This is a genomic window from Roseateles sp. P5_E4 (genome assembly GCF_054049255.1).
Genome location: NZ_JBFUMS010000013.1, coordinates 1 through 20576, shown reverse-complemented (window position 1 = coordinate 20576; position 20576 = coordinate 1). Strand labels below are relative to the sequence as shown.

The 20576-nt window shown below is 67.2% G+C and carries 16 protein-coding genes; 8 read left to right on the top strand and 8 right to left on the bottom strand.

What is annotated here, in order from left to right; genetic code table 11:
* Positions 1–8: 8 nt before the first annotated feature.
* The 5 genes from ACXJLH_RS22825 to ACXJLH_RS22805 form a co-directional block, all read right to left on the bottom strand.
* On the bottom strand, positions 9–578 hold the full coding sequence (locus ACXJLH_RS22825) for a hypothetical protein (protein ID WP_457446446.1): 570 nt from the start codon (positions 576–578) through the stop codon (positions 9–11).
* A 113-nt stretch (positions 579–691) separates the two neighbouring features.
* Complete coding sequence (locus tag ACXJLH_RS22820) at positions 692–2680, bottom strand: M3 family metallopeptidase (protein WP_457446444.1); 1989 nt, start codon at positions 2678–2680, stop codon at positions 692–694.
* A 1-nt stretch (position 2681) separates the two neighbouring features.
* Positions 2682–3539, bottom strand: coding sequence for a bifunctional methylenetetrahydrofolate dehydrogenase/methenyltetrahydrofolate cyclohydrolase FolD (gene folD, locus ACXJLH_RS22815; RefSeq protein WP_457320876.1), 858 nt, complete (start codon positions 3537–3539; stop codon positions 2682–2684).
* Positions 3540–3705: 166 nt separating this feature from the next.
* Positions 3706–4329 (bottom strand): response regulator transcription factor, encoded by a 624-nt coding sequence (locus ACXJLH_RS22810; protein WP_056195018.1) that lies wholly within the window; start codon positions 4327–4329, stop codon positions 3706–3708.
* Positions 4326–6917: a PAS domain S-box protein gene (locus ACXJLH_RS22805; RefSeq protein WP_457356159.1), complete on the bottom strand. Its 2592-nt coding sequence runs from the start codon at positions 6915–6917 to the stop codon at positions 4326–4328. Before ACXJLH_RS22805 ends, ACXJLH_RS22810 begins: the two co-directional genes overlap by 4 nt.
* 183 nt (positions 6918–7100) lie before the next feature.
* On the opposite strand from ACXJLH_RS22805, the gene aceE reads away from it, so the two are divergent.
* From aceE to ACXJLH_RS22785, 4 genes are all read left to right on the top strand, one after another.
* Positions 7101–9809: a pyruvate dehydrogenase (acetyl-transferring), homodimeric type gene (aceE, locus tag ACXJLH_RS22800; protein WP_056195024.1), complete on the top strand. Its 2709-nt coding sequence runs from the start codon at positions 7101–7103 to the stop codon at positions 9807–9809.
* A 122-nt stretch (positions 9810–9931) separates the two neighbouring features.
* Positions 9932–11599, top strand: coding sequence for a dihydrolipoyllysine-residue acetyltransferase (gene aceF / locus ACXJLH_RS22795; protein ID WP_457446442.1), 1668 nt, complete (start codon positions 9932–9934; stop codon positions 11597–11599).
* 16 nt (positions 11600–11615) lie between these two features.
* Positions 11616–13409, top strand: coding sequence for a dihydrolipoyl dehydrogenase (lpdA, locus tag ACXJLH_RS22790; RefSeq protein WP_457446440.1), 1794 nt, complete (start codon positions 11616–11618; stop codon positions 13407–13409).
* Between the two features lie 6 nt (positions 13410–13415).
* Positions 13416–14282, top strand: a complete 867-nt coding sequence (locus ACXJLH_RS22785) for a BPSS1187 family protein (protein ID WP_457446438.1) — start codon at positions 13416–13418, stop codon at positions 14280–14282.
* Here ACXJLH_RS22785 and ACXJLH_RS22780 read toward each other — a convergent pair.
* The gene (locus ACXJLH_RS22780; RefSeq protein ID WP_457446436.1) at positions 14279–14920 is read right to left on the bottom strand and encodes an FMN-binding negative transcriptional regulator; all 642 of its coding nucleotides are present in this window, start codon (positions 14918–14920) and stop codon (positions 14279–14281) included. The two genes, ACXJLH_RS22785 and ACXJLH_RS22780, sit on opposite strands and share 4 nt — an antisense overlap.
* A gap of 100 nt (positions 14921–15020) precedes the next feature.
* On the opposite strand from ACXJLH_RS22780, the gene ACXJLH_RS22775 reads away from it, so the two are divergent.
* Both ACXJLH_RS22775 and ACXJLH_RS22770 read left to right on the top strand, forming a co-directional pair.
* The gene (locus tag ACXJLH_RS22775; protein WP_457446435.1) at positions 15021–15938 is read left to right on the top strand and encodes a LysR family transcriptional regulator; all 918 of its coding nucleotides are present in this window, start codon (positions 15021–15023) and stop codon (positions 15936–15938) included.
* A 30-nt stretch (positions 15939–15968) separates the two neighbouring features.
* A complete protein-coding gene (locus ACXJLH_RS22770) occupies positions 15969–16133 on the top strand; it encodes a hypothetical protein (RefSeq protein WP_457391607.1) in 165 nt (54 codons plus the stop codon).
* On the opposite strand, the gene ACXJLH_RS22765 is transcribed toward ACXJLH_RS22770, so the two are convergent.
* Positions 16130–16702 carry a hypothetical protein gene (locus tag ACXJLH_RS22765; protein WP_457323482.1) on the bottom strand — a complete coding sequence of 191 codons (573 nt, stop codon included), beginning with the start codon at positions 16700–16702 and terminating at the stop codon, positions 16130–16132. The genes ACXJLH_RS22770 and ACXJLH_RS22765 overlap by 4 nt on opposite strands.
* Positions 16692–17591, bottom strand: coding sequence for an HDOD domain-containing protein (locus ACXJLH_RS22760; RefSeq protein ID WP_457355960.1), 900 nt, complete (start codon positions 17589–17591; stop codon positions 16692–16694). Before ACXJLH_RS22760 ends, ACXJLH_RS22765 begins: the two co-directional genes overlap by 11 nt.
* Before the next feature lie 126 nt (positions 17592–17717).
* Between ACXJLH_RS22760 and ACXJLH_RS22755 the strand changes: the two genes are divergently transcribed.
* Together ACXJLH_RS22755 and ACXJLH_RS22750 are read left to right on the top strand one after the other, a co-directional pair.
* Entirely contained in the window at positions 17718–18338 is a 621-nt protein-coding gene (locus ACXJLH_RS22755) for a transglutaminase-like cysteine peptidase (protein WP_457323484.1), read from the top strand.
* Between the two features lie 13 nt (positions 18339–18351).
* Positions 18352–20271, top strand: a complete 1920-nt coding sequence (locus tag ACXJLH_RS22750) for a bifunctional diguanylate cyclase/phosphodiesterase (RefSeq protein WP_457446433.1) — start codon at positions 18352–18354, stop codon at positions 20269–20271.
* Positions 20272–20576 lie beyond the last annotated feature (305 nt).

Sequence of the window (20576 nt, the reverse complement as noted above, 5' to 3'; positions counted from 1 at the left end):
CCGAAGCGCTACTTGCCCAGGCAGCTGGCGTTGTAGGCGTCTTCGGCGGCGCGCTTGTTGAGGCGCTCGGTCTCGTTCTCGACGCGGCGGTTGCGCAGCGAATCGCGCAGCGCCATGCATTTCTCGCGCAGGCGATCGGCCTCCTCGCGCGAGCGCTCGGCCTCGGTGCGCATGGCCTGCAGGCCGTCGCGCTCCTTGCGCCTGGCATCGCTCGCCTGGCGGCGCGCGTACTGGTCGTCATCGGCGCAGTCGCGCGAATACTCGCGGCGCAGGTCGTTCGTGGTGCCCGAGTTGACGCCGCGGGACGGCGCGGTGCGGATGGCGTCGCTGAGCTCGGCGCAGCGCTGGCTCAGGAAGCGGTGATGCTCGGGGGCCTGTTCCATCGACGGCAGGCGCGGCTGATAGGACGTCTGCGTGCGGGCCGGTCCGATGGAGCCCATCGGCGGCGGGCTGGCGCCGACGCAAGGCTTGTCGGTCAGCTGGACGGTGCCACCCACGTCGCAGCGATAGGTCGCCGCGAGGGCGGCAGGCGGGAGGCAGGAAAGCGCGAAGATCGCCGTCAGGATTCGAATGCTCATGATTCAGGGGTTGTCACGAGCCTCGAATTCTCACGAGCCACGCCGTGGGGCGGCCACCCTCAAGCGGGTGGAATTCCCATCTCCACCTCGTGGCGGTGAGACTTTTTTCGCGTTCAGCTCATGCCTTGATGACGCAGCAGTGCGTCGATCCTCGGCTCGCGGCCGCGGAAGGCCTTGAAGTTGTCGATGGCATCGCGCGCTCCGCCTTGCTCCAGCACTTCATTCAGGAAGCGCTTGCCGGTGGCGGCGTTGAACACGCCTTCCTCTTCGAACGCACTCCAGGCGTCGGCGCTGAGCAGCTCGGCCCACTTGTAGCTGTAATAGCCCGCCGCATAGCCGCCTGCGAAGACGTGGGAGAAGCTGTGCTGGAAGCGGTTGAAGGCCGGCGGGATCAGCACGGCGACCTCGGCGCGCACCTCGTCCAGCACCTTCTGCACGTCGGCCTCAGCGCCCGGCTCGCCATGCAGGCGCATGTCGAACAGCGCGAACTCGATCTGGCGCAGCGTCATCAGCCCGCTCTGGAAGTTCTTGGCCGCGGTCATCTTGTCGAACAGCTCGCGCGGCAACGGCTCGCCGCTGTCGACGTGGCCGCTCAACTGCTGCAGCACGTCCCATTCCCAGCAGAAGTTCTCCATGAACTGGCTGGGCAGTTCGACGGCGTCCCATTCGACACCGGAGATGCCGGAGACGCCGAGGTCGTTCACCTGCGTCAGCATGTGATGCAGGCCGTGGCCGAATTCGTGGAAGAGGGTGATGACGTCGTCGTGGGTCAGCAGCGCCGGCTTGTCGCCGACGGGGCTGGCGAAGTTGCAGGTCAGCAGCGCCACTGGCGTCTGCTGCTCACCCGTGGGCTTGAGCCAGCGGCTGCGCACCTCGTCCATCCAGGCGCCGGGGCGCTTGCCGTTGCGCGCGTAAAGGTCGAGATAGAACTGGGCGATGAGTTGGCCACCGCGGCGCATCTCGTAGAACTTGACGGTCTCGTGCCAGACCGACGCCGTGGCCTCGCTGATGGACACGTCGAACAGGCGCTCGATGATGGAGAACAGGCCCGGCACGACCTTGGTGGCCGTGAAGTACTGCTTCACCGTCTGGTCGCTGAAGGCGTAGCGGGCTTCCTTGAGCTTCTCGCTCCAGTAGGAGACGTCCCAGGATTCCAGCGGTTGCCCCTTGGAAAACTCGCGCAGCTCGGCCAGGTCCTTTTCGGCGAAGGGCCGGGCGCGCTTGGCGAGGTCGCGCAGGAAGGTCTTCACCTCCTCCGGCGTCGAGGCCATCTTGGGCGCCAGCGACACCTCGGCGAAGCTGGCATAGCCGAGCAACTGGGCCTCTTCCTGGCGCAGGGCCACGATCTCGCGCATGGCGGCGGTGTTGTCCCATTCCGGCTTGCCCGTCTCGCTGGCGCGGGTCACGTAGGCGCGGTAGAGCTTCTCGCGCAACTCGCGACTTTCCGCGTATTGCATGACGGGCAGGTAGACCGGGAAATGCAGCGTGAGCTTGTGGCCGCCGTCGTCGAGCTTGGTGGCATCCAGCACATCCTGCGGCACGCCGGCCAGTTCCTCGGCGCTGGCGATGTAGCTCCAGCCGTCGGTCGCGTCCAGCACATGCTCGCTGAACTGCTGCTGCAGTTCAGCGCTGCGCTCCTGGATGGCGGCGTAGCGCTCGCGGGCCGCGCCCTGCAGTTCGGCGCCGGACAGCACGAAGTTGCGGATGGCGTGCTTGAGCACCTGCTGGCGCGGTGCGCTCAGCGTTGAACCTTGAGCGGCGACCACGGCCTTGTACTTGGCGAACAGCGCCTCGTTGGCGCCCATGGCCGTGCTGAACTCGGTGACGGCCGGCAGCATCGCGTTGTAGGCCTCGCGCAGTGCCGGCGTATCGGCGACGGCGTTCAGATGGCCCACGGCACCCCAGGCGGCGCCCAGGTGCTCGGTGCTGGTATCGAGGATGCGCGACAGCGCGTCGTAGTCGCCCGGCGTCTCGGGCTTGGTGGCCTCGTCCAGTGCAACCTGCGCGGCGGCCAGCAGTTGCTGGATGGCCGGCTGCACATGCTCGGGATGGATGGCCGCGAAGTCGGGCAGGGCGGCAGTGGAGAGCAGAGGATTTGTCATATCAAGCAGACTTGGCGACGCGTTCCGCAGATTCAAGCGTGTTGACCAGCAACATGGCAATGGTCATAGGACCCACGCCGCCGGGCACGGGCGTGATAAAGCCAGCCACTTCCTTGACGCCGTCGAAGTCCACGTCGCCGCAGAGCTTGCCCTCGTCGTTGCGGTTGATGCCCACGTCGATGACGACTGCACCGGGCTTGACCATGTCGGCGGTCAGCATGTTGCGCCGGCCGACCGCGGCGACGACGACGTCGGCCTGGCGGGTATGGTGGCCAATGTCCGGCGTGGCGCTGTGACAGACGGTGACCGTGGCATTGGCCTGCAGCAGCAGCAGGGCCATGGGCTTGCCCACGGTGTTGCTGCGGCCGATGACGACGGCATGCTTGCCGCGCAGATCGAAGCCGGTGCTCTCGATGAGCTTCATGCAGCCGTAGGGCGTGCAGGGCCGAAAACCCGGCAGCTGGGTCATCAGCTCACCGGCGCTCAGTGTCGAATAGCCGTCGACGTCCTTGCTCGTCGCGATGGCTTCGATGACCTTGTGCGGGTCGATGTGCTTGGGCAGGGGCATCTGCACCAGGATGCCGTGGATGCTGGGGTCGTTGTTGAGCGCATCGATGCGGGCTAGCAGTTCGGCTTCGCTGAACGTCGCTTCGTACTTCTCCAGCACCGAATGCAGGCCGGCGTCGGCACAGGCCTTGACTTTGTTGCGCACGTAGACGTGGCTGGCCGGATCGTCGCCGACGATGACGACGGCCAGGCCGGGCTGGACGCCCTTGGCGGTCAGGGCCGCGGCGCGGGTGGCGACCTCGGCGCGGATGGATTTGGAGAGGGCGAGGCCGTCGATCAGTTGGGCGGTCATGGCAGTGTGGGTCCGTTCAGAAACTGCAAAACAAAGCCACAGAGCCACAGAGACACAGAGAGAAACCTTGAATTTCTCTGTGTCCCTGTGCCTCTGTGGCCGTGTTCAAAATTCAGAAAGCAAAAAGCCGCTGAGAGTTCAGCGGCCTTCCGGTAGTCAGTGGAGGTCAGGCCTTCGCCGTGGCACCCAATGCGATCTTCAGCAGATCGGCCACGGTGTTGGCGTTGAGCTTTTCCATGATGTTGGCGCGGTGCGCCTCGACCGTCTTGATGCTGATGCCGAGGTCGTCGGCGATCTGCTTGTTCAGGCGGCCGGCGACGATGCGTTCCAGCACCTGCGCTTCGCGCGTCGTCAGGCGCGCCAGCAGGGCGTCGCGGCTGGCGGCTTCCTGGTGGCTGGAGAAGGCTTCGCGGGCCTGGTCGAGCATGCGCTCCACCAGGGCCAGCAGCTCTTCTTCCTTGAAGGGCTTCTCGATGAAGTCCATCGCGCCCTTCTTCATCGTCTGCACCGCCATGGGCACGTCGCCGTGGCCGGTGATGAAGACGATGGGCAGGGGGCTCTTGCGCTCGATGAGGCGGTCCTGAAGTTCCAGGCCCGTCATGCCATCCATGCGGATGTCGGCGATGAGGCAGGCAACCTCGCGGGGGTCGTAGCGGGCGAGGAAGGATTCGGCGGAATCAAAGCACTTGACCCGGTAATCCTTGCCTTCGAGAAGCCACTGCAGGGAGTCGCGGACCGCTTCGTCGTCATCGACAACGTAGACGTTGCCCTTCTTGGGGATCAAGCTCATGGTGCTGTGGGTTCTGTTCTCTGAGCGCTGCCGGGAGTGCCTGGTGAGGCTTCCTGACGCAGGTGTTCTGAGGTGATGGTGACCGGAATCGTGAATGCAAATCGGCAGCCGACGACCAAGGAGCCATTGTAGAGGTTCTCGGCTTTTATCCGGCCCTGGTGGGACTCGACGATAGACCGGCATAACCCTAAGCCGATGCCCAGGCCATCGGCCTTGGTCGAGAAGAAGGCCTCGTACATGCGCGACAGAACTTCATCGGGCAAACCCGGCCCCATGTCGGTGACCGAGAACTCGATCTGGCCGCCCAGCTCGGCGCTGTGCTTGGGGATGACGCGCAGCTCGATGTGGCGGCGCGACGTCGGGAGCGAGGCGTTGTCGATCGCTTCGGCGGCATTCTTCAGCAGGTTCATCAGCACCTGCTCGACGAGGATCGGGTCCACCATCAGCTGCGGCAGGCGCTGGGCGACATAGGTATGGATGGCCACGTTGCGCCGGCGCAGCTCAATGCCGGCGAGCTCGACCGCGTCCTCGACGATGTCTGCGGCGTTGGCGGGCTGGCGTTGCGGCTCGCTGCGCTTCACGAAGTTGCGGATGCGGTGAATGATCTGGCCGGCGCGCTCGGCCTGCTTGGCCGTCTTGGTCAGTGCCGCCATCAGCGCATCCTTGTCGATGCTGTCATTGCGCACGCGGCTGACCATGCCGTTGCAGTAGTTGGTGATGGCGGTCAGCGGCTGGTTCAGCTCGTGGGCGACGCTGGAGGCCATCTCGCCCATGGTCATCAGCCGGCTCGTGACCTGGGCCTTGTCGGCCTGCAATGCGGCTTGCGCTTCGGCATGGCGGCGCATCGTGATGTCGGTGGCGATCAGCATCTGCGCCAGGCGGCCGTCGGTCCATTGCAAATAGCGCGCGCGCACGTCAAACCACATGGCCAGGGACTCGACATAGACCTCGCGCGGGTCGGAGCCGGTTTCGGTCAGCGCCTCGGCGGGCAGGCCGGAATAGTCATCGACTTCGTCAGTGCCGTCGTCCAGGCCGCCGCGGCGGCTGGTCGTGCCCAGCAGATGGCCGCCGGCCAGCAGTGCGTGCCCGGCCGGGTCTGCGCCGAACCACAGTCGGTAGCTGCGGTTGGCGAACAGCAGCTCGGGCGGCTGCACAGACAGCACGGACACGGCGGCGTCCAGCCCTTCCAGCACGGTGGTGAAGCGTTCGTGCGAGGCCGAGAGCTGGTCGCGCACGCGCTTGGCCTCGGTGATGTTGGTCATCGAGGTCATCCAGCCGGTCTGCTTGCCCTTGGTGTCGACCAGCGGCGACACATAGACGCGGGCATCGAACTGGCTGCCGTCCTTGCGCTGGATCTTGACCTCCACCCCACCCGACGGGCTGCGGCCCTGCAGCTCTTGCTGCAGCAGGCGGGCGTTCTCCTCGCGGCGGTCCACGGGCCAGAACGGGTAGGGTGGTGTGCGGCCGACGAGGTCAGCCTCCGAGAAGCCGGTCATCGCGCAGAAGGCCGGGTTCACGTAGGTGATGCGCGTGTCCATGTCCATGGCGCGCATGCCGGTCAGCATGGAGTTCTCCATGGCGCGGCGGAAGTTGGTTTCCAGCGTCAGCGCGTTCTGGATCTGCGTGCGCCGGCGCATGTGGCGCCAGGTGCCCAGCAGCATCCACACCGTCATGCCCGCCAGCGCCAGCACCAGCCAGAACAGTGCGTTGTTGATGAGGCCGATGGAAGTGCGCCAGCCCTGGCCGCGCAGCACCAGGCCATTGAGTGCCGGCGCCAGCGGCACGTCGTGCAGCAGCGAGGCGCGGCGCAGCACCTGGCCTGGCATGGGGGTGACGGTGCTGCTGACGACCTGGTCGCGCGAATCCAGCACGGCGATGCTGTGGCGGGTGGCGACTTCGCTGGGCACGTAATAGCGCAGCAGCGATTCGACGGTGTACTCGGCGATCAGCACGCCGGCGAAGCCGCCGCGGTCGATCAGCGGGATGTGCAGCTGAAAGACGGTGACGCCGTTGGCATCGGCGAAGGGCGGCGAATAGACCGGCTGGCGGCGGTCCTTGGCTGCTTCGAAAGCGATGGCCGCGGCGTTGGACTGGTTGGCCATGGGCATGGACGGGTCGCCGCCGTCCGCCGACATCAGCCCGTCGGCCTGAAAGCCCGCCGCGCCGACGCTGCTGCGGCGCTCGCGCTTGGCGCTCAGCCAGGTCACGTGCGTCAGCTCGGGCCGCTCGCGCGCAAAAGCCTGGGCCTGGGCCGAGAACTCGTGCGCGTCGATCTGCCGTGTGACGACCTCGCGCGCGATGCGCACGAGCTGCTCCTGGTTCTCGATCAGGCGCAGGCGGATCTGCTGCTGGGCGATCTCTGTGTCGCGCTTGACCGACTCGGTCTCGCGTTCGATTTCTTCGTTGCGCAGGTACCAGAAGGCCGAAATGATGGCCGCCAGGAAGAGCAGCACCGAGATCAGCGGGCCCAGCGTGGCCAGGCGGTCCTGGCGTGACGGCGACTGCTTGAACCACCAGGTGGCGACCAGGCGGCGCGTCGTGGCGAGCCAGCGTTGGCTGCGGTTGGGCGAGGCAGAGACAGGGGGCATGCGCAATTATCCGGGCCGACGCCGGCCTCGTTGATTTCATAATAAGAAATCACCTCGCACCATTTGGGAAAGTGCTCGAGCCTGTGAGACACTCCGCCCCGCTCGCGGGCCTGGGTCCGCACCTCGCACCTGTTAGAACTGCCACTTTCGCCCGCAGAGGCGGATTTATTAGGAGACACGGCCATGTCAGCCCAGCCGCAAGACTTTCTCGGCGCCGCCGCGAACGACCAAGACCCACAGGAAACCCGTGAGTGGCTGGATGCCCTTTCGGCCGTCATCGGCGAAGAAGGTGGCGACCGCGCCCACTTCCTGCTCGAGACCCTGATCGACCACGCCCGCCAGGCCGGCATCGAGGTGCCGTTCTCGGCCAACACGGCCTACGTCAACACCATCCCGCCCGACCAGGAAGAGCGCTTCCCGGGCAATATCGAGATCGAGGAACGCCTGCGCGCCTACATGCGCTGGAACGCGATGGCGATGGTCGTGCGTGCCAACAAGCACAACCCGGAAGACGGCGGTGACCTGGGCGGCCACATCAGCTCCTTCGCATCGCTGGCCACCATGCTGGGCTGCGGCTTCAACCACTTCTGGCATGCCGACGACGGCGTGCACGGCGGCGACCTGCTCTACATCCAGGGCCACAGCGCCCCCGGCATCTATGCCCGCGCCTTCATGGAAGGCCGCATCACCGAAGAACAGCTGATCAACTTCCGCCAGGAAGTCGACGGCAAGGGCCTGTCCAGCTACCCGCATCCGAAGTTGATGCCGAACTTCTGGCAGTTCCCGACCGTCTCGATGGGCCTTGGCCCCTTGATGGCCATCTACCAGGCCCGCTTCCTGAAGTACCTGCACGCCCGCGGCATTGCCGACACGAGCAAGCGCAAGGTCTGGGTGTTCCTGGGCGACGGCGAGATGGACGAGCCGGAATCGCTGGGCGCGATTGGTCTCGCCGCGCGCGAGAAGCTGGACAACCTGATCTTCGTCGTCAACTGCAACCTGCAGCGTCTGGACGGCCCGGTGCGCGGCAACGGCAAGATCATTCAAGAACTTGAGGGCGAGTTCCGCGGCGCGGGCTGGAACGTCATCAAGCTGATCTGGGGTGGCTACTGGGACCCGCTGCTGGCGCGCGACAAGGACGAACTGCTGCGCAAGGTCATGATGGACACCGTCGACGGTGACTACCAGGCCATGAAGGCCAACGATGGTGCCTTCGTGCGCAAGAACTTCTTCGGCAAGCACCCCAAGCTGCTGGAACTCGTCTCCAAGATGAGCGACGAGGACATCTGGCGCCTGCAGCGCGGCGGCCACGACCCGCAGAAGGTCTACGCGGCCTATCACAAGGCCGTCAACACCGTCGGCCAGCCCACCGTGCTGCTCGTGAAGACCGTCAAGGGCTTCGGCATGGGCAAGATCGGTGAAGGCAAGAACACCGCCCACCAGACCAAGAAGCTGCAGGACGACGACATCCGCGCGATGCGCGACCGCTTCAACATCCCGGTGTCGGACGAAGACCTGCCCAAGATCCCGTTCTACCAACCGGCCGAAGGTTCGCAGGAACTGAAGTACCTGCACGAGCGCCGCAACGCGCTGGGCGGCTACCTGCCCAAGCGCCGCGCCAAAACCGACGAAAAACTGAACGTGCCCGACCTGGCCACCTTCCAGGCCGTGCTGGACCCGACGGCCGAAGGCCGCGAGATCTCGACGACCCAGGCCTATGTGCGCTTCCTGACGACGCTGCTGCGCGACAAGGAACTGGGCCCGCGCACGGTGCCCATCCTCGTTGACGAGGCGCGCACCTTCGGCATGGAAGGCCTGTTCCGCCAGATCGGCATCTACAACCCCGCGGGCCAGCAGTACACGCCGGTCGACCGCGACCAGGTCATGTACTACCGCGAGGACAAGGCCGGCCAGGTGCTGCAGGAAGGCATCAACGAGGCCGGCGGCATGGCTTCGTGGATCGCCGCGGCGACGTCGTACTCGACGAACAACCGCGTGATGATCCCGTTCTACGTCTACTACTCGATGTTCGGCTTCCAGCGCATCGGTGACCTGGCCTGGGCCGCCGGCGACATGCAGGCGCGCGGTTTCCTGCTGGGCGGCACGTCAGGCCGCACGACGCTGAACGGCGAAGGACTGCAGCACGAGGACGGCCACAGCCACATCCTCGCCGGCACCATCCCGAACTGCGTGAGCTACGACCCGACCTTCGCCCACGAAGTCGCCGTCATCATGCAGCGCGGCTTGAAGCGCATGGTGGAAGACCAGGAAAACGTCTATTACTACATCACCCTGCTGAACGAGAACTACCCGATGCCGGGCCTGAAGGCCGGCACCGAGGAGCAGATCCTCAAGGGCATGTATCTGCTGGAAGAAGCCGACGCCAGCAAGCCGGTCAGCGTCAACCTGCTGGGTTCGGGCACCATCCTGCGCGAAAGCCAGGTCGCCAAGATGCTGCTGGAAGAGGAGTGGGGCGTGGGCGCCAATGTGTGGAGCTGCCCGAGCTTCAACGAGCTGGCCCGCGACGGCCAGAACGCCGAGCGCTGGAACCTGCTGCACCCCACCGAGCTGGCCTGCGTGCCCTTCGTGACCCAGCAGCTGGGCCACACCAAGGGCCCGGTCATCGCGTCGACCGACTACATGAAGAACTACGCCGAGCAGATCCGCGCCTTCATCCCCAAGGGCCGCTCCTACAAGGTGCTGGGCACGGACGGCTTCGGCCGCAGCGACTTCCGCTCCAAGCTGCGCGCGCACTTCGAGGTCAACCGCCACTACATCGTCGTCGCTGCGCTGAAGGCACTGGCCGATGACGGTGCGATCCCGGTCGAGCGCGTGGCCGAGGCGATTGCCAAGTACGGCATCGACGCCAACAAGATCAACCCGCTGTATGCATAGCCCACCCCCGAGGCGCTGACGCGCCTCCCCCTCGAGGGGGCGCACCCAGTGGCCTGGCAAAGCCAGTTCCACGGGTGCCGCTTGGGAAGGCACTACATCCGCAAACATTGGAGATATGGGTTATGGCATTGGTTGAAGTCAAGGTTCCCGACATCGGCGATTTCGATGAAGTCGGCGTCATCGAGGTGCTCGTCAAGGTCGGCGACACCGTCAAGGTCGAGCAGAGCCTGATCACCGTCGAAAGCGACAAGGCGTCGATGGAGATCCCGTCGTCGCAGGCCGGCGTGGTCAAGGAGATCAAGGTCGCCGTGGGCGACAAGGTCAAGGAAGGCAGCGTGCTGGTGATGGTTGAAGCCGAGGGTGCTGCCGCGCCTGCGGCCGCTGCGCCGGCGCCTGCCGCTGCAGCCCCCTCCCCGGCGGCCGAGCCTGCCGCAGCACCCGCGCCGGCACCGGCGGCCCCTGCGCAAAGCAGCGGCCCGGTCACCATCGAAGTGCCGGACATCGGCGACTTCGACGAGGTGGCCGTCATCGAGCTGCTGGTGAAGGTCGGCGACGCCGTCAAGATCGAGCAAAGCCTCATCACGGTCGAGAGCGACAAGGCATCGATGGAGATCCCGTCGTCGCACGCCGGCGTCGTCGAGGAACTGCTCGTCAAGGTCGGCGACAAGGTCAAGAAGGGCTCGCCGCTGGCACGCGTGGCCGCAACCGGTGGAGCGCCTGCGCCTGCGCCGGCCGCCGCAGCGCCCGTGGCCGCGTCGGCGCCTGCCGCAGCAGCCCCAGCTGCCGCACCGGCTGAGACCAAGACCGTACCGACGGCGGCGTTGCCGCCGCACGAGCCTGTTGCTCCGACTGGCAAGCTGCCCCACGCCTCGCCCAGCATCCGCAAGCTCGCCCGTGAGCTGGGCGTGCCGCTGGCCGAAGTGAAGGGCACGGGCGCCAAGGGCCGCATCGTCGAGAGCGACGTGCAGGGCTTCGTCAAGGCAGTCATGTCCGGGCAGCTCCAGACTGCCGCGCAGAAGGCCGCCGCGCCCGCCGGCGGTGGTGGCAGCGGTTCCGGCCTGAACGTGCTGGCCTGGCCCAAGGTCGACTTCGAGAAGTTCGGCCCCGTCGAGCGCAAGGAGTTGTCGCGGATCAAGAAGATCTCGGGCGCCAACCTGCACCGCAACTGGGTGGTCATCCCCCACGTCACCAACCATGACGACGCGGACATCACCGACCTCGAAGCCTTCCGCGTCCAGCTGAACAAGGAGAACGAGAAGGCCGGCATCAAGGTCACGATGCTCGCCTTCATGATCAAGGCGGCCGTCGCGGCGCTGAAGAAGTTCCCCGAGTTCAACAGCTCGCTGGACGGCGACACGCTGGTGCTGAAGAACTACTTCCACATCGGCTTCGCGGCCGACACGCCCAACGGCCTGGTCGTGCCCGTCATCAAGGACGCCGACAAGAAGGGCATCTTCCAGATCACCCAGGAAATGGGCGATCTGGCCAAGAAGGCCCGCGACGGCAAGCTGGGCCCGGCCGACATGAGCGGCGGCTGCTTCTCGATTTCGTCGCTCGGCGGCATCGGCGGCAAGTACTTCACGCCCATCATCAACGCGCCCGAGGTGTCCATCATGGGCGTCTGCAAGAGCTCGATCGAGCCCGTGTGGGACGGCAAGGCCTTCCAGCCGCGCCTGATCCTGCCGCTGTCGCTGAGCTGGGACCACCGCGTCATCGACGGCGCTGCGGCTGCTCGCTTCAACGTCTACTTTGCTTCGCTGCTCTCCGACTTCCGTCGGATCGCGCTCTAAGTCGGGAGCTGAACACATGGCAATCGTGGAAGTTCAAGTTCCTGACATCGGCGACTTTGACGAAGTCGGCGTCATCGAGGTGCTGGTGAAGGCCGGCGACACCGTCAAGGTCGAGCAAAGCCTCATCACCGTCGAGAGCGACAAGGCGTCGATGGAGATTCCGTCATCCGCCGCTGGCGTGGTGAAGGAGCTGCGCGTCAAGATCGGCGACAAGGTCAAGAAGGGTTCGGTCGTGCTGACGCTGGACTCGGCTGAAGCCGCTGCGCCCGCGCCGGCATCGGCTGCGCCTGCCCCGGCACCCGTGGCCGCCGCACCCGCCCCGGTCGCCGCGACCTACTCGGGCAGCGCCGACCAGGCCTTCGACCTCGTCGTCCTCGGCGGCGGCCCCGGTGGTTACTCGGCCGCTTTCCGCGCCGCCGACCTCGGCTTGAAGGTTGCTCTCGTCGAACGTTACGCAACGCTCGGCGGCGTCTGCCTGAACGTCGGCTGCATCCCGTCCAAGGCGCTGTTGCACGTCGCGGCCGTCATGGACGAGGTCAGCCACATGGCCGACCTTGGCGTGGCCTTCGGCGAGCCGGAAGTCGACATCGACAAGCTCCGCGCCCACAAGAACAAGGTGACAGGCAAGCTGACCGGCGGTCTCGCGGCGATGGCCAAGATGCGCAAGGTAACCGTGCTGCGCGGCGTCGGCTCGCTGATCGACGCGCAACATCTCAAGGTCGAAGCGACCGAAGGCGCCGTGGGCCAGGCCAAGACCGGCGCGGCCCAGACCGTGGCCTTCAAGCGCCTCATCATCGCGGCCGGTTCGCAGGCTGTGCGCCTGCCTTTCCTGCCTGACGACCCGCGCATCGTCGACTCGACCGGCGCGCTGGAGATGCAGGTCGAGGCCGAGAAGATGCTCATCGTCGGCGGCGGCATCATCGGCCTGGAAATGGGCACGGTGTACTCCACGCTGGGCTCACGCCTGGACGTCGTCGAAATGCTGCCCACGCTGATGACCGGCGCCGACCGCGACCTCGTCAAGGTCTGGCAGAAGTTCAACGCGCACCGCTTCGACAACATCATGTTGAACACGAAGACGGTCGGTGCCGAGGCCAAGGCCGATGGCATCTGGGTCACCTTCGAAGGCGAGGGTGCCCCGAAAGAGCCGCAGCGCTACGACCTGGTATTGCAGGCCGTGGGCCGCACGCCCAACGGCAAGAAGATCGGCGCCGAGAACGCGGGCGTCATCGTCGGTGACCGTGGCTTCATCCCGGTCGACGTGCAGATGCGCACCAATGTGCCCAGCGTGTTCGCCATCGGCGACATCGTCGGCCAGCCCATGCTGGCCCACAAGGCGGTGCACGAAGGCCACGTGGCGGCGGAAGTCATCGCTGGCGAACTGCTGGGTGACGAGAAGCTCAAGAAGAGCCAGTTCGACGCCCGCGTGATTCCGAGCGTGGCCTACACCGACCCCGAGGTGGCCTGGGTGGGCATCACCGAGGACGAGGCGAAAGCCAAGGGCATCAAGGTCACCAAGGGCCTGTTCCCGTGGACGGCCTCGGGCCGCGCCATCGCCAATGGCCGCGACGAAGGCTTCACCAAGCTGCTCTTCGACGAGGAAAGCCACCGCATCATCGGTGGCGGCATCGTCGGCACGCATGCCGGCGACATGATCGGCGAGATCGCGCTGGCCATCGAGATGGGCGCGGACGCGGTGGACATCGGCAAGACCATCCACCCGCACCCGACGCTGGGCGAGTCGCTGGGCATGGCCGCGGAAGTGGCGCACGGCTCCTGCACGGACGTGCCGCCGGTGCGCAAGAAGTAAGCAGCGATGCGTCGTCTGTTGCTGGGGGCGGCGTTGCTGCTGGCGCTCTCGGCACAGGCCGAGGAACGTTCGCTGCGGGTCGCGCCGCAGGCCGCCGATGCGCGGCTCAAGGCCGATGAGTCGCCGCATTGGGTGGTCTACGACCCGGCGGTGACCGAGCCCCTGCTTGTCTGGTTGCCAGGTACCAACGGTCATCCCGCCAGCGGGCCGAAGGGCCTTTTCCAGGCGGTGCGATCCGCCGGCTTCCGGTTGGTCGGCCTGTCCTATCTGGACGATGTGGCCGTATCGCAGGTCTGCAAGGGACCGCGGCTGCAGGCCCATCCGACCTGCGCCGCGGCCTTCCGCCAACAACGAGTGTGGGGCGATGCGACCGCGGCGCCCATTGACGACCGGCCCGAGGATGCCATCGTGCCGCGGCTCACCCGGCTGCTGCGCCATCTGGCCGAGCAGGATCCGGCGGGCCAATGGGTCGGCTACCTTGATGGCGATGAGCCACGCTGGAGCCGCATCGTGCTGGCTGGCCAGTCCCAAGGCGGCGGCATGGCCGCCTTCATCGCCAAAACGCGCTCGGTGGCCGGCGTGCTGGACTTCTCGGGCGGCTGGGACCGCGAGGCCAGCGGCGACCTGGCCCGCTGGTATCGCCGTGCCAGCGTCACGCCGCCCGAACGCTGGCATGCGACCTACCACGTGCAGGAGACGGCCGCCGACCTGCTGGCGCAAAGCTATCGCCTGTTGGGGATCCCGCCGGCCCAGGTTCATGCGTTGGACCTGCCGTTGCGCCCGGGCGGCCAGCCGCATGGCGAAGGCATTGCCAACGCGGCCTATGCGCCGCTGTGGCAGCAGATGCTGAGGGCGGTGAGACCCGAGCCCTAGCGCGCGGCCTCCCGCACCAGCTCTTCATGCCGCCGCATCGCGGCGGCCAGTTGATGGCCGCCGTAGCGGGACAGGCCAGCGTAGGCGTCGGCCCGCGCATCGGCCGGGTCGCCCTGGCCCAGCTTGAACTGGGCGCGGGTCTCCATGATGCGGGCACTGAAGGGCACGATGTACTGCGCCAGTTGCTCCAGCCGCGGCCCCATCTCGGCCGGCCGCCAGGGCTTGGGGAAGGGCGCTTCGACATGGGCGCTCAACAGATCCAGTGCACGCAGCAGTTGCTCCGGGCTGTCCTCGATCCTGACGTCCAGCTCGAACTGGACGAACTCGTAGTTCCAGGTCGGCGCGTAGCGGCGGTTGCTCATCCAGCTGCTGGCGATATAGCCCTGCGCACCGGTGAAGGTGGCCAGCGCCCGCGGCTGGCGCTGCAGCATGGCGAACTGCGGGTTGCGGCGCGACAGATGGCCGATCAGCCGCGCTTCGCCGCTGGCCGCATCGCGCTCCAGGATCAACGGCAGCGGCGTGGCCAGCATCCGGCCCTCGTCGGCGCTGACGAGGGTGGCCAGCGGGAAGTCGGCCACCACGCGGTCGATCTCGCCACGGTTGGCGGGCTGGAAGGGAAGCTGTTCGTACATCGACATGGCGTGGTTTCTTGTTGTGCTGGGAAGGCCTGCAGTCTAGGAACGCACTGAGCCTCCTGCGTGTGCGAATTTGCAATTTGGCATTGCAAAATTGATGACCATGACAGCGCCCATCATCAACGACCTGAACTGGGACGACCTGCGCCTGCTGCAACTGATCGCCCAGCATGGCGGCCTGGCCAAGGCGGCCGGCGCGGGTGGCTTGAGCCATGCGACGCTGTTCCGGCGGCTGCGGGCGTTGGAGCAGAAGCTGGACCTGCGGCTGTTCGAGCGCCTGCGCGGCGGCTATGTGGCCACGCGCGCCGGGGCCGAGCTGGTCGAGCTGTCGCGCCGCATGGGGCGTGAGCTGCATGTCGTGACCGAGAGCCTGCGGGGGCGGCAGGCCTGGCCCGGTGGTCTGTTGAGGTTCAGCGCGGCCGATACCTGGATGCAGGCCCTGCTGCCGCCGCTGCTGGCCAGCTACCAGGCCCGGCATCAGGTTCAGCTGCAGGTGCGCAGCGGCAACGCGCTGCTGGACGTGCAGCAGGGCGAGACCGATGTCGCGCTGCGCTCCGGCGGCCCGCCGCCGGAGTCGCTGGTGGGGCGCCGCCTGGCGCGTGTCGAGGCGACGGTCTATGCGTCCCGCAAGCTGGGCGGCGTCAGCGCCGAGACCCTGGACCTGCAACCCTGGGTCGGTGTCGACGAGGACCTGGCCCACCTGGCATCGGCCCGCTGGCTGGAGGGCCAGGGACTGGGCCGCCAGGTGGCGGTGCGCACCAACAGCCTGGCCCAGGTTCGCCAGCTGGTGCGCGCCGGCATGGGCCTGGGTGCCTTGCCCTGCTATCTCGGCGATGCCGACCCGGAGCTGAAGCGCGTGTTCGATCCGCCGCGCGACTGGCGCAGCGAGCTGTGGCTGCTGACCCGCGTGGAGCTGCGCCAGGTGCCCCGCGTCAAGAAGCTGTTCGAGCATCTGTACGAAGGTACGCGAGCGCTGCTGCCGCTGATCGAAGGGCGCAGCCCGCAGCCGGACAAGCGCTGACCCATGCCGCGCGTCACGGACTTACCCACCGTGACGAATCGCCCTGGCAATCCACCGGTGCGCCAATCGCGCCATGACGGCGCTGACCTCACGACTGCAACGACTGGTGCTGCTGCGCCCTGTAGCACGAAGATGGCCTTCACGCCCGAGCAGGAGGCGGAGATCCTGAAGCGCTGGAAGGCGGCGAAGGCCTAGATATTCGACGGATACATCGCCGGGCAGTTCGCCGTGCCGAAGCGGTCCACCGGGATCCGAAAGCGCATGCCCACGCGCAGCTGCTTCCAGCGCTCGGCGTCGACGCGGCAGACCCAGGCATGGTCCTCGCGGTCGCGCAGCTCGATCTCGAAATAGGCTTCGCGCTTGCTCAGGCGCTCGCTGCCGGGCTGGCCGGGTGGCGCCATGCGCAGCGGCGGGCGCGGCCAGTCGGGGCGCTCGCCGGGGCCGCCCTCGTTCTTGACGATCCAGCTGCGGCGCCAGGCCAGGACGTTGTAGCGGCAATGCTCGCCCGGCTCGGCGCGCTTGCCGGTGGGATCGGCGATGGTGCGGCGGCTGATGTCGAAAGCGCCCTCGGGAAGCTCGTCGCACCAGTCCGAGCCGGACTCGGAACGCAGCCGCTCGACGATGATCTCCATGCGCCAGCTGCGTTTGGTCAACTCGACGGCGACGCCGGACGGGCCGAACGCCCACCAGCCGACGATAGCCAGTGCCGCCACCACCATGGCGACCAGCACGATGACACGCAGGCGCGGGAACCTAAGCCGCATCGAACTGCGCGCTAATGGCCTCTTCCCACTGGGCCAGCTCTTCCCAGTCGATGTGCAGCCAGGCCATCGCAGCCTGGTGGTGGCCGGCCCAGTCGGCGTCCTCGGGCAGGCCTTCGTGTCGGCGCATCAGATGCTCGGCGATCAGGCCGGCGGCGATCAGCGTGTGGATCTCAGGCTCAATGCCGTCGTGGCCGAGGGCCGCGAAGTCGTGGTGCAGGCGGATGGCCGACATCAGCGGCGCCGGCAGGTTCCAAACGCGCACGACCAGCGCGCCGACGACGGCATGGTCGGTCTTGTGGTTGGCGTTTTCCGTGGCGATATAGGGGCGGTCGATGCGAGCGCCGGCCTCCACCATGGTGGCTGCATAGCCGCGCACGCTCTGCATCAGCACCGGCATGCCAACGTGCAGGAAGAGACCAAAGCTGTGCGCCAGGTCAGGCGACAGGCCTGGCAGCTGCTGGGCAATGATGGCCATCGCGATGGCGCGCTTGGTGCTGCGCTCCCAGAAGCGCGCCAGCTGTGGCGCGTTGACGGGGATGGCGTGCTGGGCCAGGAAGCCCGTCATGACGGCCACGCTCTCGCGCAGGCCGATGCGCGTCATCGCCTGGCCGACGGTGGTGCAGGGCAGGCCGACGGGCTTGAACAGCGGCCCGTTGGCAATGCGCAGCAGCGTGGCGGCCATGGCCACGTCGCTGGAGGCGATGCGCGAGACCAGGTTGAGGTCGGGTTCCGGCTGGTTCATGGCCTGCTGCAACTGCGCCAGCAACTCGGGGCAGGGCGGGATCTGGATCTGCTGCAGGGGGCCACGGCGGCGCGACTGGTCGATGTCGTCGCGGATCTGCTGCGCACGAGTACGCAGGTCGTGGGAAGGTGCCGGGTTCTGCATCATCCAAAAATCTTATGGCGCTTCGGACATGTGCCAGCCGGGTACAGTGAATTCAACTGCAGCCCGCCGTCAATCTTGCCCACTTCCCCGCCTCGCGTCGCTTTCGCCCTTCGTCGGCATCGGTGGTGGTTGGCCGTCCTGGTGGCCGGGCCGGTGCTGGCGCTGGCGGCTTATGACGCGGCGCGTGTGCTGGAAGCTGCCGCCGCCCGCGGTCCCCGCGTCGTCGAGCAGGCCCAGGCCCTGGTGCAGCAGATCGAGCGCAGCGGCGTGAGCGAGGAGCTGCAGCGGCTCAAGGACATCAACGATTTCTTCAACCGCCGCCTGGCCTTCAAGGACGACGCCGTCACCTGGAACCTGCCGGACTACTGGGCCTCGCCGCTGGAAAGCCTGGAAAAGCGCGCCGGCGACTGCGAGGACTACGCCATCGCCAAATATTTCGGCCTGGCGGCCACGGGCGTGCCGACGGCCAAGTTGAGGATGGTCTATGTGCGGGCGCGGCTGCAGGGCCAGTCGCTCGCCCACATGGTGCTGGCCTACTATGCCCAGCCGGGCGCCGAGCCGCTGATCCTGGACAACCTGCGGCCCGAGGTGCTGCCCGCGTCGCAACGCACCGACCTGACGCCGGTGTTCAGCTTCAACACCGAGGGCCTGTGGCAGGGCGTGGGCCAGGTGACGGCGGGTGACCCGCTGGCGCGCCTGTCGCTGTGGCGCGAGCTGGTGGCCAAAGTGAGAGCAGAGGGATTCTTGTGAACGGGAGTGAGACATGTCGTTGATGCGGCAGATCGCCTGGCTGGTGCTTGGCGTGGTGCTGGCCGCGCTGGTGGGCGCGGTCGGCCTGTCCATGGTCTCCGCGCGGCAGTTGATGCACACCCAACTGGAGCTGAAGAACGCCGACAACGCCCAAGCCCTGGCCCTCGCCCTGTCGCAGCAGCAGGGCGACCGTGAGCTCATCAAGTTGCTGGTGTCGGCCCAGTTCGATACCGGCGCCTACGAATTCGTGCGCTGGCGTGGCGCCAATGGTGAGACCTTGTTCGAGCGTGCCGAGGCGCCGCGCCCGGGCCAGGCGCCGGCCTGGTTCCGCGCCATGCTGCCCATTGAAGCCGCGTCCGGTGTGGCCCAGCTGTCCAACGGTTGGAACGCCATCGGTGCGGTCGAACTGAAGAGCCATTCCAGCTACGCCCATGACGCGTTGTGGCTGACCTCGCGGCGCCTGCTGGCCTGGCTGCTCATCGTCGGCATCGTCGCCGCCGTGCTGGCCTGGGCGGGCCTGCGGCGCATCCGCCGCCCGCTGGACGCCGCCGTGGCCCAGGCCGAGGGCGTGCTTGCCGGCAGCTATGGCCAGGTCGTCGAGCCGCGCGTGCCGGAGCTGCAGCGCCTCACCCGCGCCATGAACGCGATGGTGCAGCGCGTGCGCGACCTCTTCGAGGCCCAGGCCGGCCAGCTGCTGGTGCTGCGCGAGCAGGTGCACCACGACCCGCTGACCGGCGTCTCCACCCGCAAGCATTTCCTGGCCGAGCTGGACGCGGCCCTGCGCCGCGACGACGGCCCGGCGGTGGCTGGCCTGGTGCTGGTACGCCTGCGTGACCTGTCCGGCCTGAATGCCCGCCTGGGCCGGGGCGCTGTCGACGATGTATTGCTGACCGTCGTCTCGGCCCTGCAGGCTTATCCCGAGTCGGTGGCCGGTTGCCGCGTCGGCCGCCTGAACGGCGGCGACTTCGCGCTGTGGCTGCCGGCCGAGGGCGTGGCCGCCGAGACGGCCCATGCGCTGGCCGATGCGCTGCGTGCCAGCCTGCCGGCCTTCGGGCCCGGTGTGCAGGTGGCGCTCGGCGCCGTCGAGCTGCCGCGCGAGCGGCCGAGCAACGTCTGGCTGGGCGAGGCCGATGCCGCGCTGGCCCGGGCCGAGCACCAGAGCGAGGCGCGTGGTGGCTTTGTCGTCGAGATCGTGGCCGACCCCGGCATTGGCCGCGAGCAGGGCGAGGGCCTGTGGCGTGCCCAGCTGCAGGAGGCCGTCAGCCAGCAGCGTGGCCGCCTGGTCGAGTTCCCGGTGCGTGACCGCGCCGGCCGCGTGCTGCATCTGGAGTGCCCGCTGCAGCTGCGCCTCGATGAAGATTTCCAGCCTGCCACGGCCTGGCTGCCGCTGGCCGTGCGGGCGCGCATGACGGCGCATGTCGACCTGCTCGCCGTCGGTCTGGCCCTGCAGGCCATCGCTGCTGATGGCAAGGCGCGCTGCATCAATGTGGCGCCGGTGTCGCTGGCCGACGCGGCCTTCCTGCCGCAACTGCGCGAGCTGCTGGCGCAATGGCCGCAGCCGGCGCGCTCGCTGTTGCTGGACCTGGCCGAGGCTGCCGCAACCGAGCATTTCGAGCGTCTGCTGGAGTTCGGCCGCCAGTTGAGGCCGTTGGGCGTCAAGCTGGGGCTGGAGCATGCCGGCGCGGGATTGGCGCAGGTGGAGAAGCTCTATCAAGCCGGGCTGGACTACGTGAAGCTGGATGCTTCGGTGCTGCTGGGGGTTGCCGGCGAGGCGGGGCGGGCGGCGTTTGTGCGGGGCATGGTGATCATGCTGCGCAGCCTGGCTTTGAAGGTGTACGGCGAGGGCGTGGTCGATGAGATGGATGCGCAGGCGTTGTGGGACTGTGAGCTGGATGGGCTGACGGGGCCGTGGGTGACTTCGAGTTTGGGTTGATCGGTGGTTTGTTATTGGTTGCTTTTGCGTAGAGCGTGTCTGCTCGCTGCATTGCCGGGAGTCCCGCCCGGCAGCGGGGTAACTTTCTTCTGCGGGGCCAGAAGAAAGTCACCAAAGAAGAGGCCCTGAACCGCACACCAGCACCACGTGCACGAGCTGCGCCGTGCAACACCGACTCGGTGATTGGGCAGACGCGACCCGCTGCGCTCTCGCTGCTGTCCCTGTCACCAGCACCGCCCATCGCACCACCTGCCCGCTTAACGCGCGGCTGCACGCCGGGCTCACCAGAAAACCAAATACAGCGT